The sequence below is a fragment of the Deinococcus psychrotolerans genome, from assembly GCF_003860465.1.
Classification (GTDB): Bacteria; Deinococcota; Deinococci; order Deinococcales; family Deinococcaceae; genus Deinococcus; species Deinococcus psychrotolerans.
Window position 1 is genome coordinate 317,499 of sequence record NZ_CP034183.1, and the last position, 16,253, is coordinate 333,751.

Genomic DNA, 16,253 nt, shown 5'->3' on the forward strand with positions numbered 1-16,253 from the left:
TTGCTGTCTCAGCCCCTTAGAATGGCGAGCGTGACCCAGCCCGATTTCCGCAGCATTGAGCGTGCCCGCAAACTCCTCGCGCTGTGGCGCGGCGCGGTGGGCGGCGAGAAAAGTAAGGCGCGGGGAGCGCTGATGCGGGTGCTGGAAAATTCAAACCTCACCCTGCGCGACCTAGAAGCGGGCCTGCCGACCACCCTTGACCCCGAGGACAGTCTGTCGGTGCGCGAGGCCGACACCCTGCTGCTTGCTCTTGACGGTTCACCCGCCGAACGAGACGCCGCTCTGACCCGACTTGCCGACTTGCCGGGCCTCAGCGTGGCCGAGCGCGAGCGTGTCTTGCGCTTCTTGGACTTGGGCCGTTTGGTGGCTTCCCGCGCTGATGGCTGGGTGCAAACGCAGGCAGACGCCGAAATTACTGCCGAAGCCCTGACGCGGGCGGGCCAGCACCTGACCGAAAGCGAAGTGGCCCGCAGCCCCGGTGCCACGCTGGCCGACTCGGCGCGGGACTTGGGCTTTTTGCGGGCGGCTCAGTTGGTGCGGCCTGAGCGCAGTCTCAAAGCCTCGGGCGAATATCAAGCAGCGTTTTTGGCTTCACTTTGCGCGGCTCTGAGCGGGATTCCGGCCAGCTCGCATGGCCCCGATTCCGAGGGGCGTTACTCGGTGACGGCCCACCTTAGCGTCAACGAACTTTCACAGGTGCGGGCACGCTTGGCGCGGGAAGAAGCGGGACTGAGGCGCGAGTTGCTGCGGGCCGCCCGCCTCTACGGCCGTGAAGTGGGTCAGCAGAAGTTGTGAGCTTAGAATACTGAGCAGCTATTTAAGTTTTGCCCACCCACAAAGGAGCGCTCCCTTGCCTCAAGTCCAGCCCAAAGACCAGACCGCCGCCCAAATGCTTTCGCATTGGAAACCCGCTCCCGCAGGCTACAAACACGTGGTCAGCGTCTCGCTGGGCTCCAGCAAGCGCGACGCTCGCGAAGAAACCGAGCTGCTCGGCCAGAAGTTCGTGTTGGAGCGCATCGGCACCGACGGCGACATGAAAAAGCTGCGCGACTTGCTGCTGGCCTTAGACGGCAAAGTCAGCGCCTTTGGGCTGGGCGGCACCGATATCTATATCGTGGCGGGTGACAAGCGCTACACCTTCCGCGAAATTGCGCCGCTGGTGGCGGGCCTTAAAACCCCGATCGTGGACGGCTCCGGCCTCAAGCACACCCTGGAGCGCGAGGCGATTAAGCAACTCGAACCGCTGATTCACTGGAAAGGCTGCCGCACTTTGCTGGTCTCCAGCGTTGACCGTTTCGGTATGGCCGAAGCCTTGTCTGAGGCGGGCGCGAACGTGCTTTACGGCGACATTGTTTTCGGGCTGAATCTGAATGTGCCGCTGCGCAGCATGAACAGCATCCGCAAGGTGGCCAAAGTGATTTTGCCGGCCTTGACCTTTTTGCCGTTCAAGTGGTTTTACCCCACCGGCGAAAAGCAGGAACAGAGCGTGCAGGGCGTGGGCACCCAGTATTACGAGTGGGCCGAGGTGATTGCCGGTGACACCCACTATGTCAAGCGCTACGCTCCCGACAAGCTGGAGGGCAAAACCATTTTGACCCAGACCATTACTGAAGCAGACCGCGAGTGGGCGCGGCAGCACGGCGTGAAGCGGCTGATCACCACCACGCCGCGCATTGGAAGCCGTAACTTCGCCACCAACGTGATGGAAGCCATGCTGGTGGCCTCCCAAGATGCCGGCGCGGCGCTGAGTGAAGCGCAGTACCGCGACCTGCTTTTGGAACTGGATTTCAGGCCGCAAGTGACGGAGTTTTGAGCGCTGCGTTGAATGGATTTTTGCTGTGACCGCCCGGCGCCCGGCCTCCTTGTAGGCGCTCTCGCCTGCGCTACACAACTCGGGATGCTGAGGAAGAGTTGGCAGGCCCGGCTCAGTTAAACTTTCTGCATGAGGCACCCGCAATGACCACCACCTTTTTTGTCGGCCCGGTCGGCCAAGATGTCGGCCTGACCAGTTTGGCCCTCGGCCTCGCCCGCGCGTTGTCGCGCAGTGGAGCCAGCGTCGCCTTTCTCAAGCCGATTGCCCAAGACCACAGCGCCGCCGACCGCAGCACCGTGTTCGCCCGCACCTTTTTGCAAACGGTTCCCGACCCCTTGCCCCGTGCCCACGCCGAAATGCTGCTGGGCAGAGAAGACAGCGATGACCTGTTAGAAGAAATAGTGGCGCTGGCCGAACAAGCCCGCAGCGGCGCGGACATCGTGGTGGTGGAGGGGCTCAACCTCAGCGGCGGCAACAGCTATGCGGGCGGCCTCAACGCTCTGATCTCGCGCACGCTGGGGGCCGAGGCGGTCTTGGTGGCCTCTATGCGCGGCCTGGACACCGGCATGGGAGCGGGAGCGCTGGGCGACAGCTTAGAGATCACCGCCCGCGACTACGACCGCTCGGACGGTGGCGGGCTGGCGGGTCTGATTCTCAACCACGTGCCGCTGGGCACCGACTTCGGCGCGGCGCTGGCCGAGTTGCGCCGCCACGCGCCGAGTCTGGCGGGCGGCAAGTTGCCGCTGCTGGGCGTGGTGGGTGAGCAGACCGAGTTGTACGCGCCGCGCACCGGCGACGTGGCCCGCACGCTGGGGGCCGTTATTCTCAACGAAGGTGAACTCAATACCCGCCGCGTGATCAGCACGGTGGTTTCGGCTCGCAGCGCACCCTACGTGGCCGACTTGCTGCGGCCCGGCGCACTGGTGGTGGCTCCCGGCGACCGCGAAGACATCGTAATGGCCGCCAGCCTGGCGCACCTCTCCGGCGTGCCGCTGGCGGGCCTGCTGCTCACGGCGGACAGCGCTCCCGACGACTCGATTGCCCGGCTGTGCCGCTCGGCGCTCAGCGGGTCGATGCCGGTGCTGCAAGTGGCGGCCAACACCTACACCACCGCCGGACGCCTGACCCAGATGGAGCGCAAGATCCCGTTGGACGACTTGGAACGCTTGGAGCGCACCCTGGAATTTATGGCCGACCGCCTCGACATTCAGCCGCTCAAGGGGCTGCTGAGCGGCACTGCTCCGCTGCGCGAACGCCGCATGACCCCGCCTGCTTTTCGGCACTACCTGGTCGAGCAGTCCCGAGCCGCCGCCAAGCGGGTGGTGTTGCCGGAAGGTGACGAGCCGCGCACCATCAAGGCCGCCGTGATCTGCCACGAAAAAGGCATCGCCCGCTGCGTGCTGCTGGCTCCTCCCGAGCGGGTGCGGGCGGTGGCCGAGGCGCAGGGCGTGACGCTGCCGCCCGAGCTGGAAATTTTAGACCCCGAAACGGTGCGTGGGCGCTACGTCGCGCCGATGGTGGAGCAGCGCCGCAGCAAGGGTCTGACCGAGCCGATGGCTGAGGCGCAACTCGAAGACAACGTGGTGCTGGGCACCATGATGCTGTCGCTGGGTGAAGTGGACGGCTTGGTGTCGGGCGCAGTCCACACCACCGCCAACACCGTGCGGCCCGCGCTGCAACTCATCAAAACTGCGCCGGGAGCGGCTCTGGTCAGCTCCATCTTTTTTATGCTGATGCCCGAACAGGTGCTGGTCTACGGCGACGCGGCCATCAATCCCAACCCCAATGCGCAGGAACTGGCTGACATCGCCATTCAATCGGCGGACTCGGCAGCCGCCTTCGGGATCGAGCCGAGAATCGCCATGCTCAGCTACTCCACTGGCACGTCCGGCTCGGGCGAGGACGTCGAAAAGGTGGCCGAGGCGACCCGCTTGGTCAAAGAGCGTCGCCCCGACCTCAACGTGGACGGCCCGCTGCAATACGACGCGGCCAGCGTGCTGAGCGTCGGCCAGCAAAAGGCTCCCGGTTCCAGCGTGGCAGGCCGCGCCACCGTCTTTATTTTCCCCGATCTCAACACTGGCAACACCACTTACAAAGCGGTGCAGCGAAGCGCAGGCGTGGTGGCGGTGGGGCCCATGCTTCAGGGCCTGCGCAAGCCGGTCAACGACCTCTCGCGCGGCGCACTGGTGGACGATATCGTTTACACCATCGCGCTGACGGCCATTCAAGCGGCGCAGGTCAGCAAAGCAGGGGAGACGGCGACTGAACTTCCCGGAGGTGGGTGAACGGCCCGGTTCTCCTGCGGCTGATTCTGGAGCAGGGTGAACGCTGGGTCATCTGGAAACCGGGTGATTTGAGCGCCGATGTGCTGGTCTGCCAAGCTGGACGTCTCGCCGCCTTTACTGACGCTGACGAGGCGCAGATTTGGGCGGCGGCAAAAAACTGGACTTTGACGATAGGAAACACCTGCGATTTCACGGCGGTTCTTCGGCATCTGCGCGGCGAGCAGCTTCAAGCCGACGCCTCTGCGCTGCTGGGCATCTGGAACTTGAGTATGGATCTGGCCGAGGGTCTTTTGAAGCCCAACCACCCGGTGCTGAGCCGCAGCGTCGCCCTTGACCGGCTCCACGACCAACTGACGGCGCTGGCGATGCCTTGGTCGGTGCTTGATCAGCCACCCCAGCGGGCCGATCTCGACGGCGGCGTGCTGGAACAGTTAACTGCTCAAGCCACTTCGCTTTTCGAGCGGCAGCTCAGCGCCGCGTTGCAGGCCTGAGCCGGCGCAGCCTACACTCAGGTATGGTCACTGCTATTGTTCTGGTGCAAGCCGAGCGCTCCCTTATCCCCGAAACTGCCGCGCTGCTCGCTCAAGTCAAGCACGTCCGCGAGGTCTACAGCGTCACCGGCGACTGGGACATCGTGGCGATGCTCAAGTTGCCGAGTTACGACGATCTCGACGACGTGGTCACCGCCCACCTGCGCAAACTCCCCGGCATCGTCAAGACCCAGACCATGCTGGCCTTCCGCGCTTACAGCGAAACGGCGCTGGATGAGGGTTTCGGGATCGGTTTAGACGGCTAAAAAAGGTGAGACGCTGCTGAGACGCTTCCCCGCCAGACTGAGTGCACTTGAGTCGCTAGCGGAGCACAGGGCTCCGAACTGCGCCGCGCTTGAGAAAGGAAGGGAAACCGAAAATGAAACGTCTCGCGTCACTTTTGTTTGTGCTGCCCACCCTGCTGCTGGCCTGCGGCGGCCCCGCTGCGCCCAAGCCTCAACCTGGCCCTGGCCCTGGGCCTAATCCCGGCCCAATCAATTCGGTGGCGCGGGTCGAGATCAATTCGGCGTCGTTGGTGTTTGAAAACGGCAAAGCGGGTCAGCAGATCATTGCTCAAGCTTTCGACGCAAAGGGCAATGTCGTGAATACCCCGATCAGCTATCAGTCGAGTAAGCCTGACGTGATCGCGGTAGACGCCAGTGGACAGGCGGCGGCCAAAAGCGTGGGCAGCAGCCAGATCGTGGCGGTGGCGGGCGGGGTGCGCTCCAGTCCGGCCATCGCGGCCAGCGCCATTTTGGCGGACAACGTGGTCAGGATTCCTGACAGCAAAGTGGTCGGTGCGCCGCAGTTTGCCGAGGGGGTGACGCCGTTTAGCGTGGGCAGCACCTACACGGTGGTGCTGAAAGAGGTGTCGCCCACCGCTGGCAAACTGTGGTTCAGCAAAGCGCCCAACGGGATGACGGTGCAGGGCAAGGTGCTGTCCAGCCGCCCAGTGGCCAGCGGCACCGAGGTCACGCTGGAAATCGTGCCGATCAGCGACGTGTTCAAAGACATGAGCATCAGTGAGGACATAGCAGTCAAGGCCGAGGAAGTGGAGTTCGGTGCCGCCACCAAGGCCGCTTACACCATCACCCGTCAGGCCGACGACACCTTCGTGTTCACGCCCAAAGACACCAACGCGCTGTCCGGCAACCTCGCGCCGCTGAGCTTTAACGTGGGCCCGTTTAGCTGCGACGGTTCGCTGCCCGACGCGGCTTTTAATCTCGGCACGCCCAGTTTCACCTTGAACCCCGGCAGTCCGCAGTGGAATTTCGTCTGGCAAACGCCGCTGCCCGCCATTCCCTTTATCACCGATGGGCGGGCAGGCAGGCTGAAGGTGCTCTTCACCGCCACACCTACGCTGACCGTCCGCAGCGGCAACCACAGCATCACTGGCAATTTCAACAACCAATCGGTGACGTGCCGCTACAGAGACGACGTGCGGGTGGGGTTTTCTGCCTTCGGTCTGGGCTTCGCGGCCCGCATGAAACCCGGCGTCACTCTGGGCGGCAGTTTCGGGGCGGGCACCCGCACTTTGTCGGCAGTGGGCAGCGTCAGCAGCAATATCCGGGTGGGCTTTGATTGCCGCGCTCCGAGTGGCTGCACCACTTTGTCGCAGGGCAGCCTGGGCACGGTACGAGGAGCAGTCTCGTTTGGCGGAACGGGCGACCTCGCCGGAACCCTGCGCGATTTCAAGGCGGGTGTCTTCATGGACGCGGGCGTGGAAGTTCAGACTCCCATCAAGACCTTCGATTTGATCCGCTTTACCGAAGGCTACCGGATCAACACCGATTTCGCGCCGCTGGCGACCCAAATCAGCAGCGGCAATCCCAGCGACTACAAGATGGGACTGTATGCCAAAGTTGATCCGTTTTCGCTCATCAAAGATCTGGTCAAGTTTGCGATTGGGGTCAATGTCGGCGGCCTGCCCGATATCAATTTGGAAGAACAAACTTTGCAGTCACCGCTGATCAAGAGCCTGAATCTCAACGCTGCTAAAACGCAGGTGATAGTCAATATGGACGCCAGCCGCCTGAATTTCTACACCCTGGTGGCTCCATTCAGCCTCGGCTACAACGTTAAAAAAGTGCGCTTGATCGAGAAGTCGGCAGGCGGCACCCTGACCACGCTGGCAGACGTGACGCCCATCTCCGGCGCGGCTTCGGTGACGCTGAATATTCCCGCCAGCGCCGACCTGGAACGCCTGTACATCACCTTGATTCCCAACGTGTTGGATCAGCTTCCGGTGGGGACGGTGAAGGTGACGGGCCAATAACCCCCGCCCCCAGCGCCGCGCGTGGAGGAGACTTTGCTCTCTTCTCCACGCGCGGCTTCTTTAGCACTAAAATCTAAAGCGTGCTTGAATTTCACTTGCTGGGCAGTCCAAAGGTGCTGATCGGTGCTCAGACCTTTGAAGTGCGGCCCAGCAAACCCGCCGCGCTGCTGTTTTACTTGGTGATTCAGGGAAGCTGGGTCAGCCGCGACGCGCTGGCCGAGCTGCTGCTTCCTGAAGCGGGCGAGCAGCAGGCCCGTCACAACTTGCGGCTCAATCTCTCCAGAGCGCTCAAATTGCCCTGGGCGCGGGGCGTAGAGGTCGAATCCTCCCGGCTGCGTTTTGCCGCACGCACCGACGTGGCCGAGGTCGAGCGGGCCGCTGAGGAGCGCGAGTTCGAGCAGGTGATCTCGCTTTATCACTCGCCGCTGCTCTCCGGCTTTCCGCTGATTCACCTTCCCGCGCTCGCGGCCTGGGCCGAAGAAGAACGCGCCCGCATCGAGCAGGTGTTTTTGGAGGCGCTGAGTGGTCGCGCCGATCAGCTCCGCAGTGCCGGACGCAGCCGTGAGGCGCTGGACTGCTTGGAGCAGCGCCTTGTGCGCGAACCCCTTTCGGAACGGACTCTTCAGGCCGCTCTGTCGCTGTGTCTGAGCCTCGAAGACCGCGAACGTGGCGTGCGGCTCTATGCCCGCTTTGCACAGGAACTGCTCACAGAAACCCAGCTTGAGCCGCTGCCGCCTACCTGGGCGCTGGTGGAAGCGCTGCGGCGCGGATCAAAGGCCTTGCCCCGCGCTGCGCCGCTGCCCGCTTCGCTGCAAAGCTCAGCGCATCTGGTGGGCCGCGCCGCCGAACGCGCCCGCTTGCGCTCCGCTTTGCCGGGGTGGGTGCTGCTCAGCGGTGAGGCGGGGGTGGGCAAAAGCCATTTGCTGCGCGACGCTTTGCCGCAGGCCCGCTTCTTAAGTGGTGTGGAGGGCCTATCTGGGGTGCCGTACCATCCGCTGATCGCGCATCTGCGCCGCGAGCCGCTGCCGGACGTGGGCGCTTATACCCAAGATTTGGCACGGGTGTTGCCAGAACTGTCGTCACACTTGCCCCCGCTGCTCGATCCGCACACGGCACGCTTGCGTCTTCTCGAAGCGCTGGCCCGCGCCCTGACCGCTGACAGCAGACCTATAGTCCTCGATGACGCCCAGTGGGCCGACGACGCCACCTTGGAGTGGCTGAGTTATGTGCGTGAGCGCCCCGCCCTCTCGGTGGTGATCGCTTACCGGCGAGAAGAGCAGCACACACTCAGCCGCTGGCTGGGGCCCTGGCGCTCGGGAGCGCTCGAACTCCCGCTCGAACCGCTGAGTCAAGACGACCTCGGCGAGTGGCTCAGAAGCTTGATCGACCGGCCAGATGTGCCGCACCACTTCGCCGCTTGGCTGCACCGGCACAGCGGCGGCCATCCGCTGTACGCCTTAGAAACGCTGCGGTCTTTATTTGAAGCGGGCGTGCTGCGCTTTGGTCAACATGACTGGCACACTGACCTCGATCAGCGCACCAAGGATTACGCCGAGTTGCCGCCGCCGCCCAAGTTGCGTCAACTGGTGCAGGCCCGCTTGGAGCGTTTACCGTTGCCGGTTCAGCGGCTTTTAGAAGCGCTCAGTGTGCTGGGCGATGTGGGCGCGGCGGCGCAGCGGCCCCTGCTCGGCACACTGCTGCACCTGAGCGAATTGGAGGTGCTCGACGGTGTTGAAGCTGCTCAAGCGGCGGCGCTGCTGCGCCAAGACCAAGGAGCGGCGGGCGAAGACTTGGGCTTGTCGTTTGCCCACGATCTGCTGCGCCAAGCGATCTCCGCCGCGCTTTCGCCGGCACGTCGGCGGTATTTGCACGCAGGCGCGGCGGCGTGGTTGGAGCAGCGACCGGCGCAGTGGCAGATGGAGAATCTGAGCGCAGTGATCGCCCGCCACTGGGAGCAAGCTGGGCAGCCGGAAAACAGTTGGCCCGCTAAGGTGCGCTGGGCCGAAGAATTGCAAAGTCGGGGGCAGTACGCGGCGGCCTCTGAACTCTGGCGCGGCCTGCTGGCTGCGTTTCCCGCCGCTCACCCGCTCGAGTGTCAAACCCGTGTGCTGCTGGGCCGGTTGCTGCTGTGGGAAAATTTGGATGAGGGCAGCCAGCAACTGCTGACCGCCTTAGATTTGCTTTCCCAAGACGGAGACGGAGCCGAAGAAGCAGGCGAGCATCAAGCCGCCCTCCTCAAGCTTGAGGCCCAGATCGGCTTATCGGAGCTGGCACTTTATTGGGGAGACGTTCCCCAAGCGCGGCAGTGGCTGGCCGCCGCTACCGAGCAAGTGGAGAGACTCGAAACCGCAGGCCAGCGCTTGCCGCCGCCGCTCGCCCAGTCTTTGACCGAGCAGCGCATCGAAACCGGCTTTCGGGGCGGCGCGTTTAGCGAGGTGCAGCGTCTTTTGGCGGCTGAAGCAGCGCCCTGGCCCATGCTCAGGGTCTATCAAGCGCATTTGGATTTCTATGCGGGGCGCTACCGCCGCGCCGCTCAAACTTTGGCGGCTTTGCTGAAGCGGTTTCCTGAGCTGGCCCATGTTCAGACTTTGGAAGCGGACTTGGGACTGTGTCACGTCTTTTTGGGCGACCTTGCCGCAGGCCGCGCAGCGCTGACCGCCAGCCTCGAGCGCACAAGCAACCTGCACGCCCTGACGCTCGGCCACTCCAATATGGGCTTACTTGAACTTTACGCTGGCCGCTTGCCTGAGGCCCAGCAGCACCTGGCGCAGGCCGCCGCCCTCGCCCGGCAGATCAATTCCAATACTTACCTGGCCGACGTGCTGCACCGCCAAGCGGGAATCCACTTTGTGAGCGGCGACTGGGGCGCGGTCTTTGCTCTTTTACATGAGGCCCACGCACTGATGCAGGCGGTAGGCGACCCTTTTCGGCAGATGTACGTGGGCTGCGTTTATGCTGCGTTGCTGGCTTTCCAAGGCCGCGAAGCGCAGGCGCGGGCGCTGCTGAGCGCTTATTCGCTGAGCGCGGACACGCCTCTAATGGCCCGGATGTTTTATCACCGCGCTTATGCGGCGCTGTATTTGGTGTCGGGCCGAGCACATTTGGCAGGCCCGCACAGCCGGGCAGACGTCGGGCTGGCCCGCGCCGCCGAGTTTCAATACGAGCTTGAGCATGCCCAGCGCTTGTCGGATCAAATCGCGGCGGCCCTGACGCACCGACCCTAACGCCTGAGACGCTCCTGAGACGCGGCCCATTTAGGCTGGGCCATGCCTTCACCGCCCCGACCGACACGCCTCGCTTATGTGCTGCGGCTGATTTGGGTCGCCGGACAGTGGCAGATCAGTTTGCAAAATGTCCGCACCGAAGAAAAACTGCTCTTCGAGGACTTGGCCGCTTTGCTGCGTTACCTCGAACACCTGCGGCTTGACGAGTTGCCGCGTGACGATTTACCCCGTGAAGGTGGACTGCGTTGAAGCGTGGCCCTGTTTGTGCTTAGTCCAAGTTCTGCGCCGCTTGGTCTCTGCGTAGCCTGTATCCTTGCCTCGCCTTGCCCGAGCAAGTTAGAATACCGGCTGCTGCCGGGGAGCGCTGTCAGCCCTGAGTGGGCTCAAGCGTTCCCGGCTGAAGGAGAGCAAGACAAATGATTAGCGTAACGGATCTCAGAAACGGCACTAAAGTGGAAATGGACGGCGGCTTGTGGGAGTGCCTCGATTACTCGCACCTCAAGATGGGGCGCGGCGGCGCGAAAGTCGTGACCAAGTTCCGCAATATGGAAACGGGCAGTATTGTTGACCGCACCTTCAACAGCACTGAAAAGCTGCAGGACATCTATGTGGAAGGCAAGCCGATGCAGTACCTCTACAAAGACGGCCAAGATTACATGTTCATGGACATGGAAACCTTCGAGCAAATCCATTTGTCGCCTGTACTGGCCGGTGACGCTGCCAAGTTCATGAAAGAGAACATGGAAATGGAAGTGACCATGTACGGTGAAAAGCCGCTCAAAATCACCTTGCCCAACCAAGTCATCTTGCAAATTGTCGAAACCGATCCTGGCATTCGCGGCGATACTGTTTCGGGCGGCACCAAGCCCGCCAAACTCGAAAGCGGCGCGACCGTGCAGGTGCCTCTGTTCGTCGAAAACGGCACTTCGGTGAAAGTGGATACCCGTACCGGCGAATACCTCAGCCGGGCGTAAGTCTCTTCACTGCGAGCGGGGTGGTCGTGCTGGCCGCCCCGCTCGCCTTGTGCTGAGTGCTCCCTTCGACGGGTATACCGAACCAGTGCGCCTACGGCCGTACGCTTCTGAGTGCCGGTAGCCCTTACAATTGAACTCGCAACACAGACTGCTCACGCCCGCTCACCGCGCCGCTGGAATTCATGCCGGATGCGGCGCAGTCCTTGGAGGGAAAAGAGCTTATGAACCCTGACGACCTGAAAAAGATTTTAGACGCCCTGAGTCAAGCCGATGTCCGTGAATTTGCCCTCAAGACCGGAGAGTTTGATCTGAGCCTCCGGCGCGGCCCGCAGGCCATGAGCGGTGCGTCGACCAATTTGCCAGCAGCCTCGGCTGCGCCCCAATCCGCCGCTCCGGCTCCCTCCGCCGCCCCAGTGGCTGCCGAGTCGCCTGCGGTCAGTACGGCCAGCGCCAGCGCTCCGGCCGCCGCTCCCGAAGCTGCTCCGGTGCCTGCCAAAGCCGCTGCTGTCGGCACGCCGCTCAAGGCTCCGATTGTCGGCACCTTCTATGCCAGCTCCAGCCCCGACGCTGCCGCTTACGTCAAGGTGGGCGACACGGTGGCCGCCGGACAAATCCTGTGCATCATCGAAGCCATGAAGCTGATGAACGAAATCGAAGCCGAGACCGGCGGCGTGGTGCGCGAAATCCTCGTGAAGAACGCCGAGCCGGTGGAATACGGACAAACGCTGTTTTTGATCGAGTGAGCTAGCGGTTGAAACCAGCTGAGTTTCGGCTTCGGCGATCAGTTTAAAGCGCTTGTTGCTCAGCGCTTCTTTATGTTTTGAAGGACACTGCATGTTCAAAAAAATACTCATCGCCAACCGTGGCGAAATTGCCCTGAGAATCATGCGAACGGCGCGGGAAATGGGCATTCAGACGGTGGTCGTTTATTCGCAGGCCGACGAGTCCAGCTTGCCGGTACTGCTGGCCGACGAATCGGTGTGCGTTGGCCCGGCGGCCAGCTCCGCTTCGTACCTCAACATTCCCAACATCCTCTCGGCGGCGCTGATGACCGGCGCGGAAGCCATTCATCCCGGTTACGGTTTTATGGCCGAGAACCCCGACTTTGCCGAGATGTGCCGCGAACACGGCATCGTTTTTATTGGCCCGACGCCGGAGAGCATGCGGGCGCTGGGCTCAAAAGCGGGCGGGCGCGAAATCGCTGCGCTCAGCAATGTGCCTGTCGTTCCCGGCACCGGCATTCTGGCGGACTTGGACGCCGCTGTTCTGGCCGCCAAGCAGATCGGCTATCCGGTGCTGCTCAAGGCCAGCGCGGGCGGCGGTGGGCGCGGCCAGAAGATCATCCGCACGCAAGACGAACTCAAAAAGGGTTTCGCTCAGGCGCAGGAAGAAGCGCGTCTGTACTTCAGTGACCCTGACCTCATCATGGAAAAGTTCCTGGAGGAGTTCCGGCACATCGAGGTGCAGGTGATGGGCGACGGGCAGGGGCACGTCATCCACATCGGCGAGCGCGACTGCTCGATTCAGCGCCGCAACCAAAAACTGATCGAAGAAGCGCCCAGCAACTTGCCCGCTTCGCTGCGCCAGGAAATTCTGGACGCGGGCGTGCGGCTGGCCAAGCACGTCAACTACGCTGGAGCCGGGACGCTGGAATTTATCGTCGACCGTGACGGCGGCTTTTATTTCATGGAAATGAACACCCGTATTCAAGTCGAACACTGCGTTTCGGAAATGATTTCGGGGCTCGATTTCGTAAAAATGCAGCTTCAGATCGCGGCGGGGGAAGGCTTACCCCTTCAGCAAGAGGACATCGTGTTGCGCGGCCACTCGATCGAATGCCGCCTCAACGCCGAAGACCCCGACAAGGATTTCCGGCCAGCGGCGGGCAAAATTCAGGAAGTCTATTTTCCCGGCGGCCCCGGCGTGCGCGTCGACAGCCACGTGTATGAGGGCTACAGCATTCCGCCGCATTACGATTCGCTGATCGGCAAGCTGATCGTCTGGCACGAGAGCCGCGATCAGGCCATTGCCCGTATGAGACGCGCCCTGCAAGAAGCGGTCATTGGCGGCCCCAAAACCACTATTCCGCTGTACATCCGCATTATGGACAATCCCTTTTACAAGCGCGGCGCAGTGATGACCAATTTCCTCAAAACCCGTATGGACATGTAAGGTTTTGGGCTTGTTGATCAACATTTGAATCTGTGTGAGGTCGATGAGGTAAAAGCAGAGGGCGCTTCGGCGCTCTTTTTTGCTGCTCGTCTTAAACTGAAGCGGTGAGTGAGCTTAGCCGCCGTGACGCCCGGCTCTCGCAGGTTGCCGTTTTGGCTTGGCCGCTTGACCCCTTACTGGACGCTTTTGCGCTGCCGAACACCGCCGCCATGCTGGATATCGGCGCGGGGGAAGGCCAACTCCTTGAGCGTTTGCGCCAGCGTGGGCACAGCGGTCTGCTGATCAGTCTCGACCCTGTGCAGAGGCCGGGGCAAGTAGCCGGCCACGCTGAAAACTTGCCCTTCCCCAGCGCCCAGTTCGACGCGGCGCTGCTGATTCGCGTGTTGCTGCATGTCCCTGCTCCGGCGCGGGCACTCGCAGAGGCTTGGCGCGTTCTGGACGCTGGCTGAGCTTTTAGGTATTGAACCAGAAGCAGCAGACAAATACTCCTTGCCCCACCTTACTGCCCGTCTTCTAACCTCAGCACGTCCCCGAACGGAAAGCCGTTATCCTCCAGCCCGCCCGCTGGCACCACCCACAGGGTCGGCACGCGGGGAGCGGCTGTCGGGAAGTCGCCGTAGCCGTCGGTCAGGTAGATAATCACGTCCGGCTCGGCTGTTTCGGCGGCCTTGAAGACCGGCCTGAAGTCGGTGCCGCCGCCGCCCTGGGGCGCTGGAACCTCGTCACCCGCCCGCAGCTCATAAGGGCCGTAGGCTTCGGTGTCGGCGTAGTACAGCGTGGCCTGAACGTGCGGATACGCGCCCAGAACACCCTGCACCTCGCCAATCAGCGCCCGCACCGCCTCGTCGTCCACGCTGCCGGACGTGTCTACTGCGATCAAGGCACGCAAACTTTCGTCGTCCAGCGCTTCCAGGTACATCCCGCGCCCGATAAAGCGCCGATCAAAGCCGCCGAAGTCCACGGGGGTGCGGGCCAGAAAGCGCCAGAGTTGCGATTTCCAGTCGAGTCTGGCGGGTTCTAGGCGGCGCAGCTCACGGTGCAGGCCCAGCGGGTCGTCGCCCTTTCCGAGCATGGCTTCCACGCTGCGGGCCTGAGCCAGCGCCTGTCCCCATTGCCGCTTGGCATCGTCGCCAGAACGCTGGCCTTTGGGCGGGGCGTCGCTGGGCGGGCCGTCCATCAAATCGTCGTCCCCGTCGCTGCCGCCGTTGCCCTCGCCGTCTTCGCCCTCACCTTCACCCAGCGCGGTATAAACCTCCTCCACGCTGAGCTGCTCCATGTGGTCGTCGCGCGGCGCGTCCGGCGGGATGGGCAAGCCCGCCTGCGCCACCATGCCGTTGACGATCAGGTTGGCGGCGCGGTTCCATTTCTTTTTTTCGCGGGGGCCGCGCCTCGGCACGTGAGACAGGGCCGCGTGAAGGACTTCGTGCAGCAGCAAACCGTCAAAGCTGTCGGGCGTGAGGGTGGCGGCGTTTTCGGGATTGACATAGACCCGCTCGCCGTCGGTTCCGGCCAGCAGCACCTCGCGGCTCGGCACGATGTCGGCGTGCAGCAGCAAGGTGGCAAAAAAAGCGCTTTTGCCGCGCAGCCGCAGCCGTGAGCCGGAGACGAGGCGCTCGAACTGGGGATCAGACATGGGCAGGGGGCACGTGAGGGAGTGGGGAAGTTGCTCTGAAGGCGACTCCACTCACGCTTCCGCCAGTTCCGCTGCGTTTCCCACCAAATCGGCGAGTTCGGGGTCGCGCTGCATCAGTTCCACCAGGTCGGCGAGGTGGCCCTGCGCCTGAAATTTGCTCACGAGGGTCGCCACGTAAAGCTGCAACCACTCCGGCCCCGCGCCCGCTGCCAGCCAGCGAAAAGCGTTGTAGGCCTGCGCGGCGTCTCTGGCGCGTGCAGCCAATCCCACCACCGCCGCGTAGCGCACGCTGGGTTCCGGCGGCAGTCTCAGGCCCAGCCCGCCGCCGTCGAGCACGTCACCCAAGTCGGGAAGCTGCTCGTAGAGGCGCACGAAGGCCACGAACTCTGCGCCCGCCGCTTCACCCACTGCCGGCGCGACGTCCAGCTTCCCGCGCCACAAAGCCGAGGCCATTTCCCAGGCGCGGGGACTGGGCCAAGCCGGTTGGGTGGGGTCAAGGCGGTGGAGCAGTTCGGGCCTGAAGGTCAAAAAGGCGATGATCTGTTCGTGCAGGCTCTTGCCCAGCGCGTAACTGCGCCACGAATCAAAGTCGCTGCGAACCGTCAGATGCAGGAAGCGGTTGGCGAGCGGCGCGGGCATGTCGAACACGCTGGCGCGGTCTTCTTTGCGGTTGCCCGCCGCCCAGACAAACCAGTGCGGCGGCAGTTCGTAGCTGCCCACTTTGCGGTCCAAAATGAGTTGCTGAGCCATGCCCTGCATGGTGGGCGGGGCCATGTTGACTTCGTCCAAAAAGAGAATGCCGCGCCCGCCGGTCGGCAAAAATTCGGGGGGATACCAGCGCGAGATGCCGTGCTCAGCCACCGGCAGGCCGCGCAGATCGGTGGGCGCGAGTTGCGATAAGCGCACGTCCACGAATTCAAGGTCGTTGGCGGCGGCGATTTGCGCCACGATGCTGGATTTGCCCACGCCGGGCGGCCCCCAGATCATGGTAGACAGCGGCAGATTTTGCTCGACGATGGCCGATAAGTAGCGTTGCAGTTCAACAGGGGTCAGGGACAAAGAAGTTCCTCCGGTGCGCGGCTCACTGTCGCGGGCCACAAAGTCAGGTACGAGCTTAGCGCCTGCGGGTTGCGGCAAAAGGGCAGTGAGGCCGCAAGTCATAAGACGGGGTCAGAAAAGTGCTTTAAAGTTGGGCGTCCCTGCGCCGCCGCCTGCTCCATGACGGGCCGCTTCATTTCGTTCACGGCGGCAACGCCCAAACACCGTGCCAACACTCAAAAGCCCCAACCCTCTAGCCGCTATACTTTGACTCAGTTCAAATTGACTTCGCTCTCCTTCCCGTTCCCG

General features: G+C 62.9%; 14 protein-coding genes. 12 read left to right on the forward strand and 2 right to left on the reverse strand.

Going from position 1 to position 16,253, the window contains the following annotated elements:
- The first annotated feature begins 30 nt into the window (after positions 1 to 30).
- The 12 genes from EHF33_RS01595 to EHF33_RS01650 all read left to right on the forward strand — a co-directional run bounded on the left by EHF33_RS01595 (position 31) and on the right by EHF33_RS01650 (position 13,722).
- Positions 31 to 795, forward strand: coding sequence for a hypothetical protein (locus tag EHF33_RS01595; RefSeq protein ID WP_124867324.1), 765 nt, complete (start codon positions 31 to 33; stop codon positions 793 to 795).
- A gap of 94 nt (positions 796 to 889) precedes the next feature.
- Positions 890 to 1,813, forward strand: a complete 924-nt coding sequence (locus EHF33_RS01600; RefSeq protein ID WP_124872692.1) for a quinate 5-dehydrogenase — start codon at positions 890 to 892, stop codon at positions 1,811 to 1,813.
- 143 nt (positions 1,814 to 1,956) lie between these two features.
- A complete protein-coding gene (gene pta / locus EHF33_RS01605) occupies positions 1,957 to 4,098 on the forward strand; it encodes a phosphate acetyltransferase (RefSeq protein ID WP_124867325.1) in 2,142 nt (713 codons plus the stop codon).
- Positions 4,095 to 4,589, forward strand: coding sequence for a hypothetical protein (locus EHF33_RS01610; RefSeq protein ID WP_124867326.1), 495 nt, complete (start codon positions 4,095 to 4,097; stop codon positions 4,587 to 4,589). The genes pta and EHF33_RS01610 overlap by 4 nt, the downstream gene beginning before the upstream one ends.
- 23 nt (positions 4,590 to 4,612) lie before the next feature.
- Positions 4,613 to 4,894, forward strand: coding sequence for an Lrp/AsnC family transcriptional regulator (locus tag EHF33_RS01615; protein ID WP_124867327.1), 282 nt, complete (start codon positions 4,613 to 4,615; stop codon positions 4,892 to 4,894).
- Between the two features lie 113 nt (positions 4,895 to 5,007).
- On the forward strand, positions 5,008 to 6,903 hold the full coding sequence (locus EHF33_RS01620; protein WP_124867328.1) for a hypothetical protein: 1,896 nt from the start codon (positions 5,008 to 5,010) through the stop codon (positions 6,901 to 6,903).
- 80 nt (positions 6,904 to 6,983) lie between these two features.
- Positions 6,984 to 10,127, forward strand: a complete 3,144-nt coding sequence (locus EHF33_RS01625; protein ID WP_124867329.1) for an ATP-binding protein — start codon at positions 6,984 to 6,986, stop codon at positions 10,125 to 10,127.
- A gap of 42 nt (positions 10,128 to 10,169) precedes the next feature.
- The gene (locus tag EHF33_RS01630; protein ID WP_124867330.1) at positions 10,170 to 10,376 is read left to right on the forward strand and encodes a hypothetical protein; all 207 of its coding nucleotides are present in this window, start codon (positions 10,170 to 10,172) and stop codon (positions 10,374 to 10,376) included.
- A gap of 167 nt (positions 10,377 to 10,543) precedes the next feature.
- Positions 10,544 to 11,101: an elongation factor P gene (efp, locus tag EHF33_RS01635; protein WP_124867331.1), complete on the forward strand. Its 558-nt coding sequence runs from the start codon at positions 10,544 to 10,546 to the stop codon at positions 11,099 to 11,101.
- Positions 11,102 to 11,322: 221 nt separating this feature from the next.
- Positions 11,323 to 11,844 carry an acetyl-CoA carboxylase biotin carboxyl carrier protein gene (accB, locus tag EHF33_RS01640; protein WP_124867332.1) on the forward strand — a complete coding sequence of 174 codons (522 nt, stop codon included), beginning with the start codon at positions 11,323 to 11,325 and terminating at the stop codon, positions 11,842 to 11,844.
- A gap of 91 nt (positions 11,845 to 11,935) precedes the next feature.
- Positions 11,936 to 13,273: an acetyl-CoA carboxylase biotin carboxylase subunit gene (gene accC, locus EHF33_RS01645; RefSeq protein ID WP_124867333.1), complete on the forward strand. Its 1,338-nt coding sequence runs from the start codon at positions 11,936 to 11,938 to the stop codon at positions 13,271 to 13,273.
- Between the two features lie 104 nt (positions 13,274 to 13,377).
- Positions 13,378 to 13,722: a class I SAM-dependent methyltransferase gene (locus EHF33_RS01650; protein WP_241191204.1), complete on the forward strand. Its 345-nt coding sequence runs from the start codon at positions 13,378 to 13,380 to the stop codon at positions 13,720 to 13,722.
- A gap of 50 nt (positions 13,723 to 13,772) precedes the next feature.
- Here the strand turns inward: EHF33_RS01650 and EHF33_RS01655 are convergent, their stop codons facing one another.
- Both EHF33_RS01655 and EHF33_RS01660 read right to left on the reverse strand, forming a co-directional pair.
- Positions 13,773 to 14,906 carry a vWA domain-containing protein gene (locus tag EHF33_RS01655; protein WP_124867334.1) on the reverse strand — a complete coding sequence of 378 codons (1,134 nt, stop codon included), beginning with the start codon at positions 14,904 to 14,906 and terminating at the stop codon, positions 13,773 to 13,775.
- Between the two features lie 51 nt (positions 14,907 to 14,957).
- Entirely contained in the window at positions 14,958 to 15,965 is a 1,008-nt protein-coding gene (locus tag EHF33_RS01660; protein ID WP_124867335.1) for an ATP-binding protein, read from the reverse strand.
- Between the last annotated feature and the right edge of the window lie 288 nt (positions 15,966 to 16,253).

What these genes read in the sequence shown, in the direction of transcription:
- EHF33_RS01655 (WP_124867334.1), bottom strand. Translation starts at nt 14,906, where the DNA reads ATGTCTGATCCCCAGTTCGAGCGCCTCGTCTCCGGCTCACGGCTGCGG.
- accC (WP_124867333.1), top strand. Translation starts at nt 11,936, where the DNA reads ATGTTCAAAAAAATACTCATCGCCAACCGTGGCGAAATTGCCCTGAGA.
- efp (WP_124867331.1), top strand. Translation starts at nt 10,544, where the DNA reads ATGATTAGCGTAACGGATCTCAGAAACGGCACTAAAGTGGAAATGGAC.
- EHF33_RS01615 (WP_124867327.1), top strand. Translation starts at nt 4,613, where the DNA reads ATGGTCACTGCTATTGTTCTGGTGCAAGCCGAGCGCTCCCTTATCCCC.
- pta (WP_124867325.1), top strand. Translation starts at nt 1,957, where the DNA reads ATGACCACCACCTTTTTTGTCGGCCCGGTCGGCCAAGATGTCGGCCTG.
- EHF33_RS01600 (WP_124872692.1), top strand. Translation starts at nt 890, where the DNA reads ATGCTTTCGCATTGGAAACCCGCTCCCGCAGGCTACAAACACGTGGTC.
- accB (WP_124867332.1), top strand. Translation starts at nt 11,323, where the DNA reads ATGAACCCTGACGACCTGAAAAAGATTTTAGACGCCCTGAGTCAAGCC.
- EHF33_RS01630 (WP_124867330.1), top strand. Translation starts at nt 10,170, where the DNA reads ATGCCTTCACCGCCCCGACCGACACGCCTCGCTTATGTGCTGCGGCTG.
- EHF33_RS01620 (WP_124867328.1), top strand. Translation starts at nt 5,008, where the DNA reads ATGAAACGTCTCGCGTCACTTTTGTTTGTGCTGCCCACCCTGCTGCTG.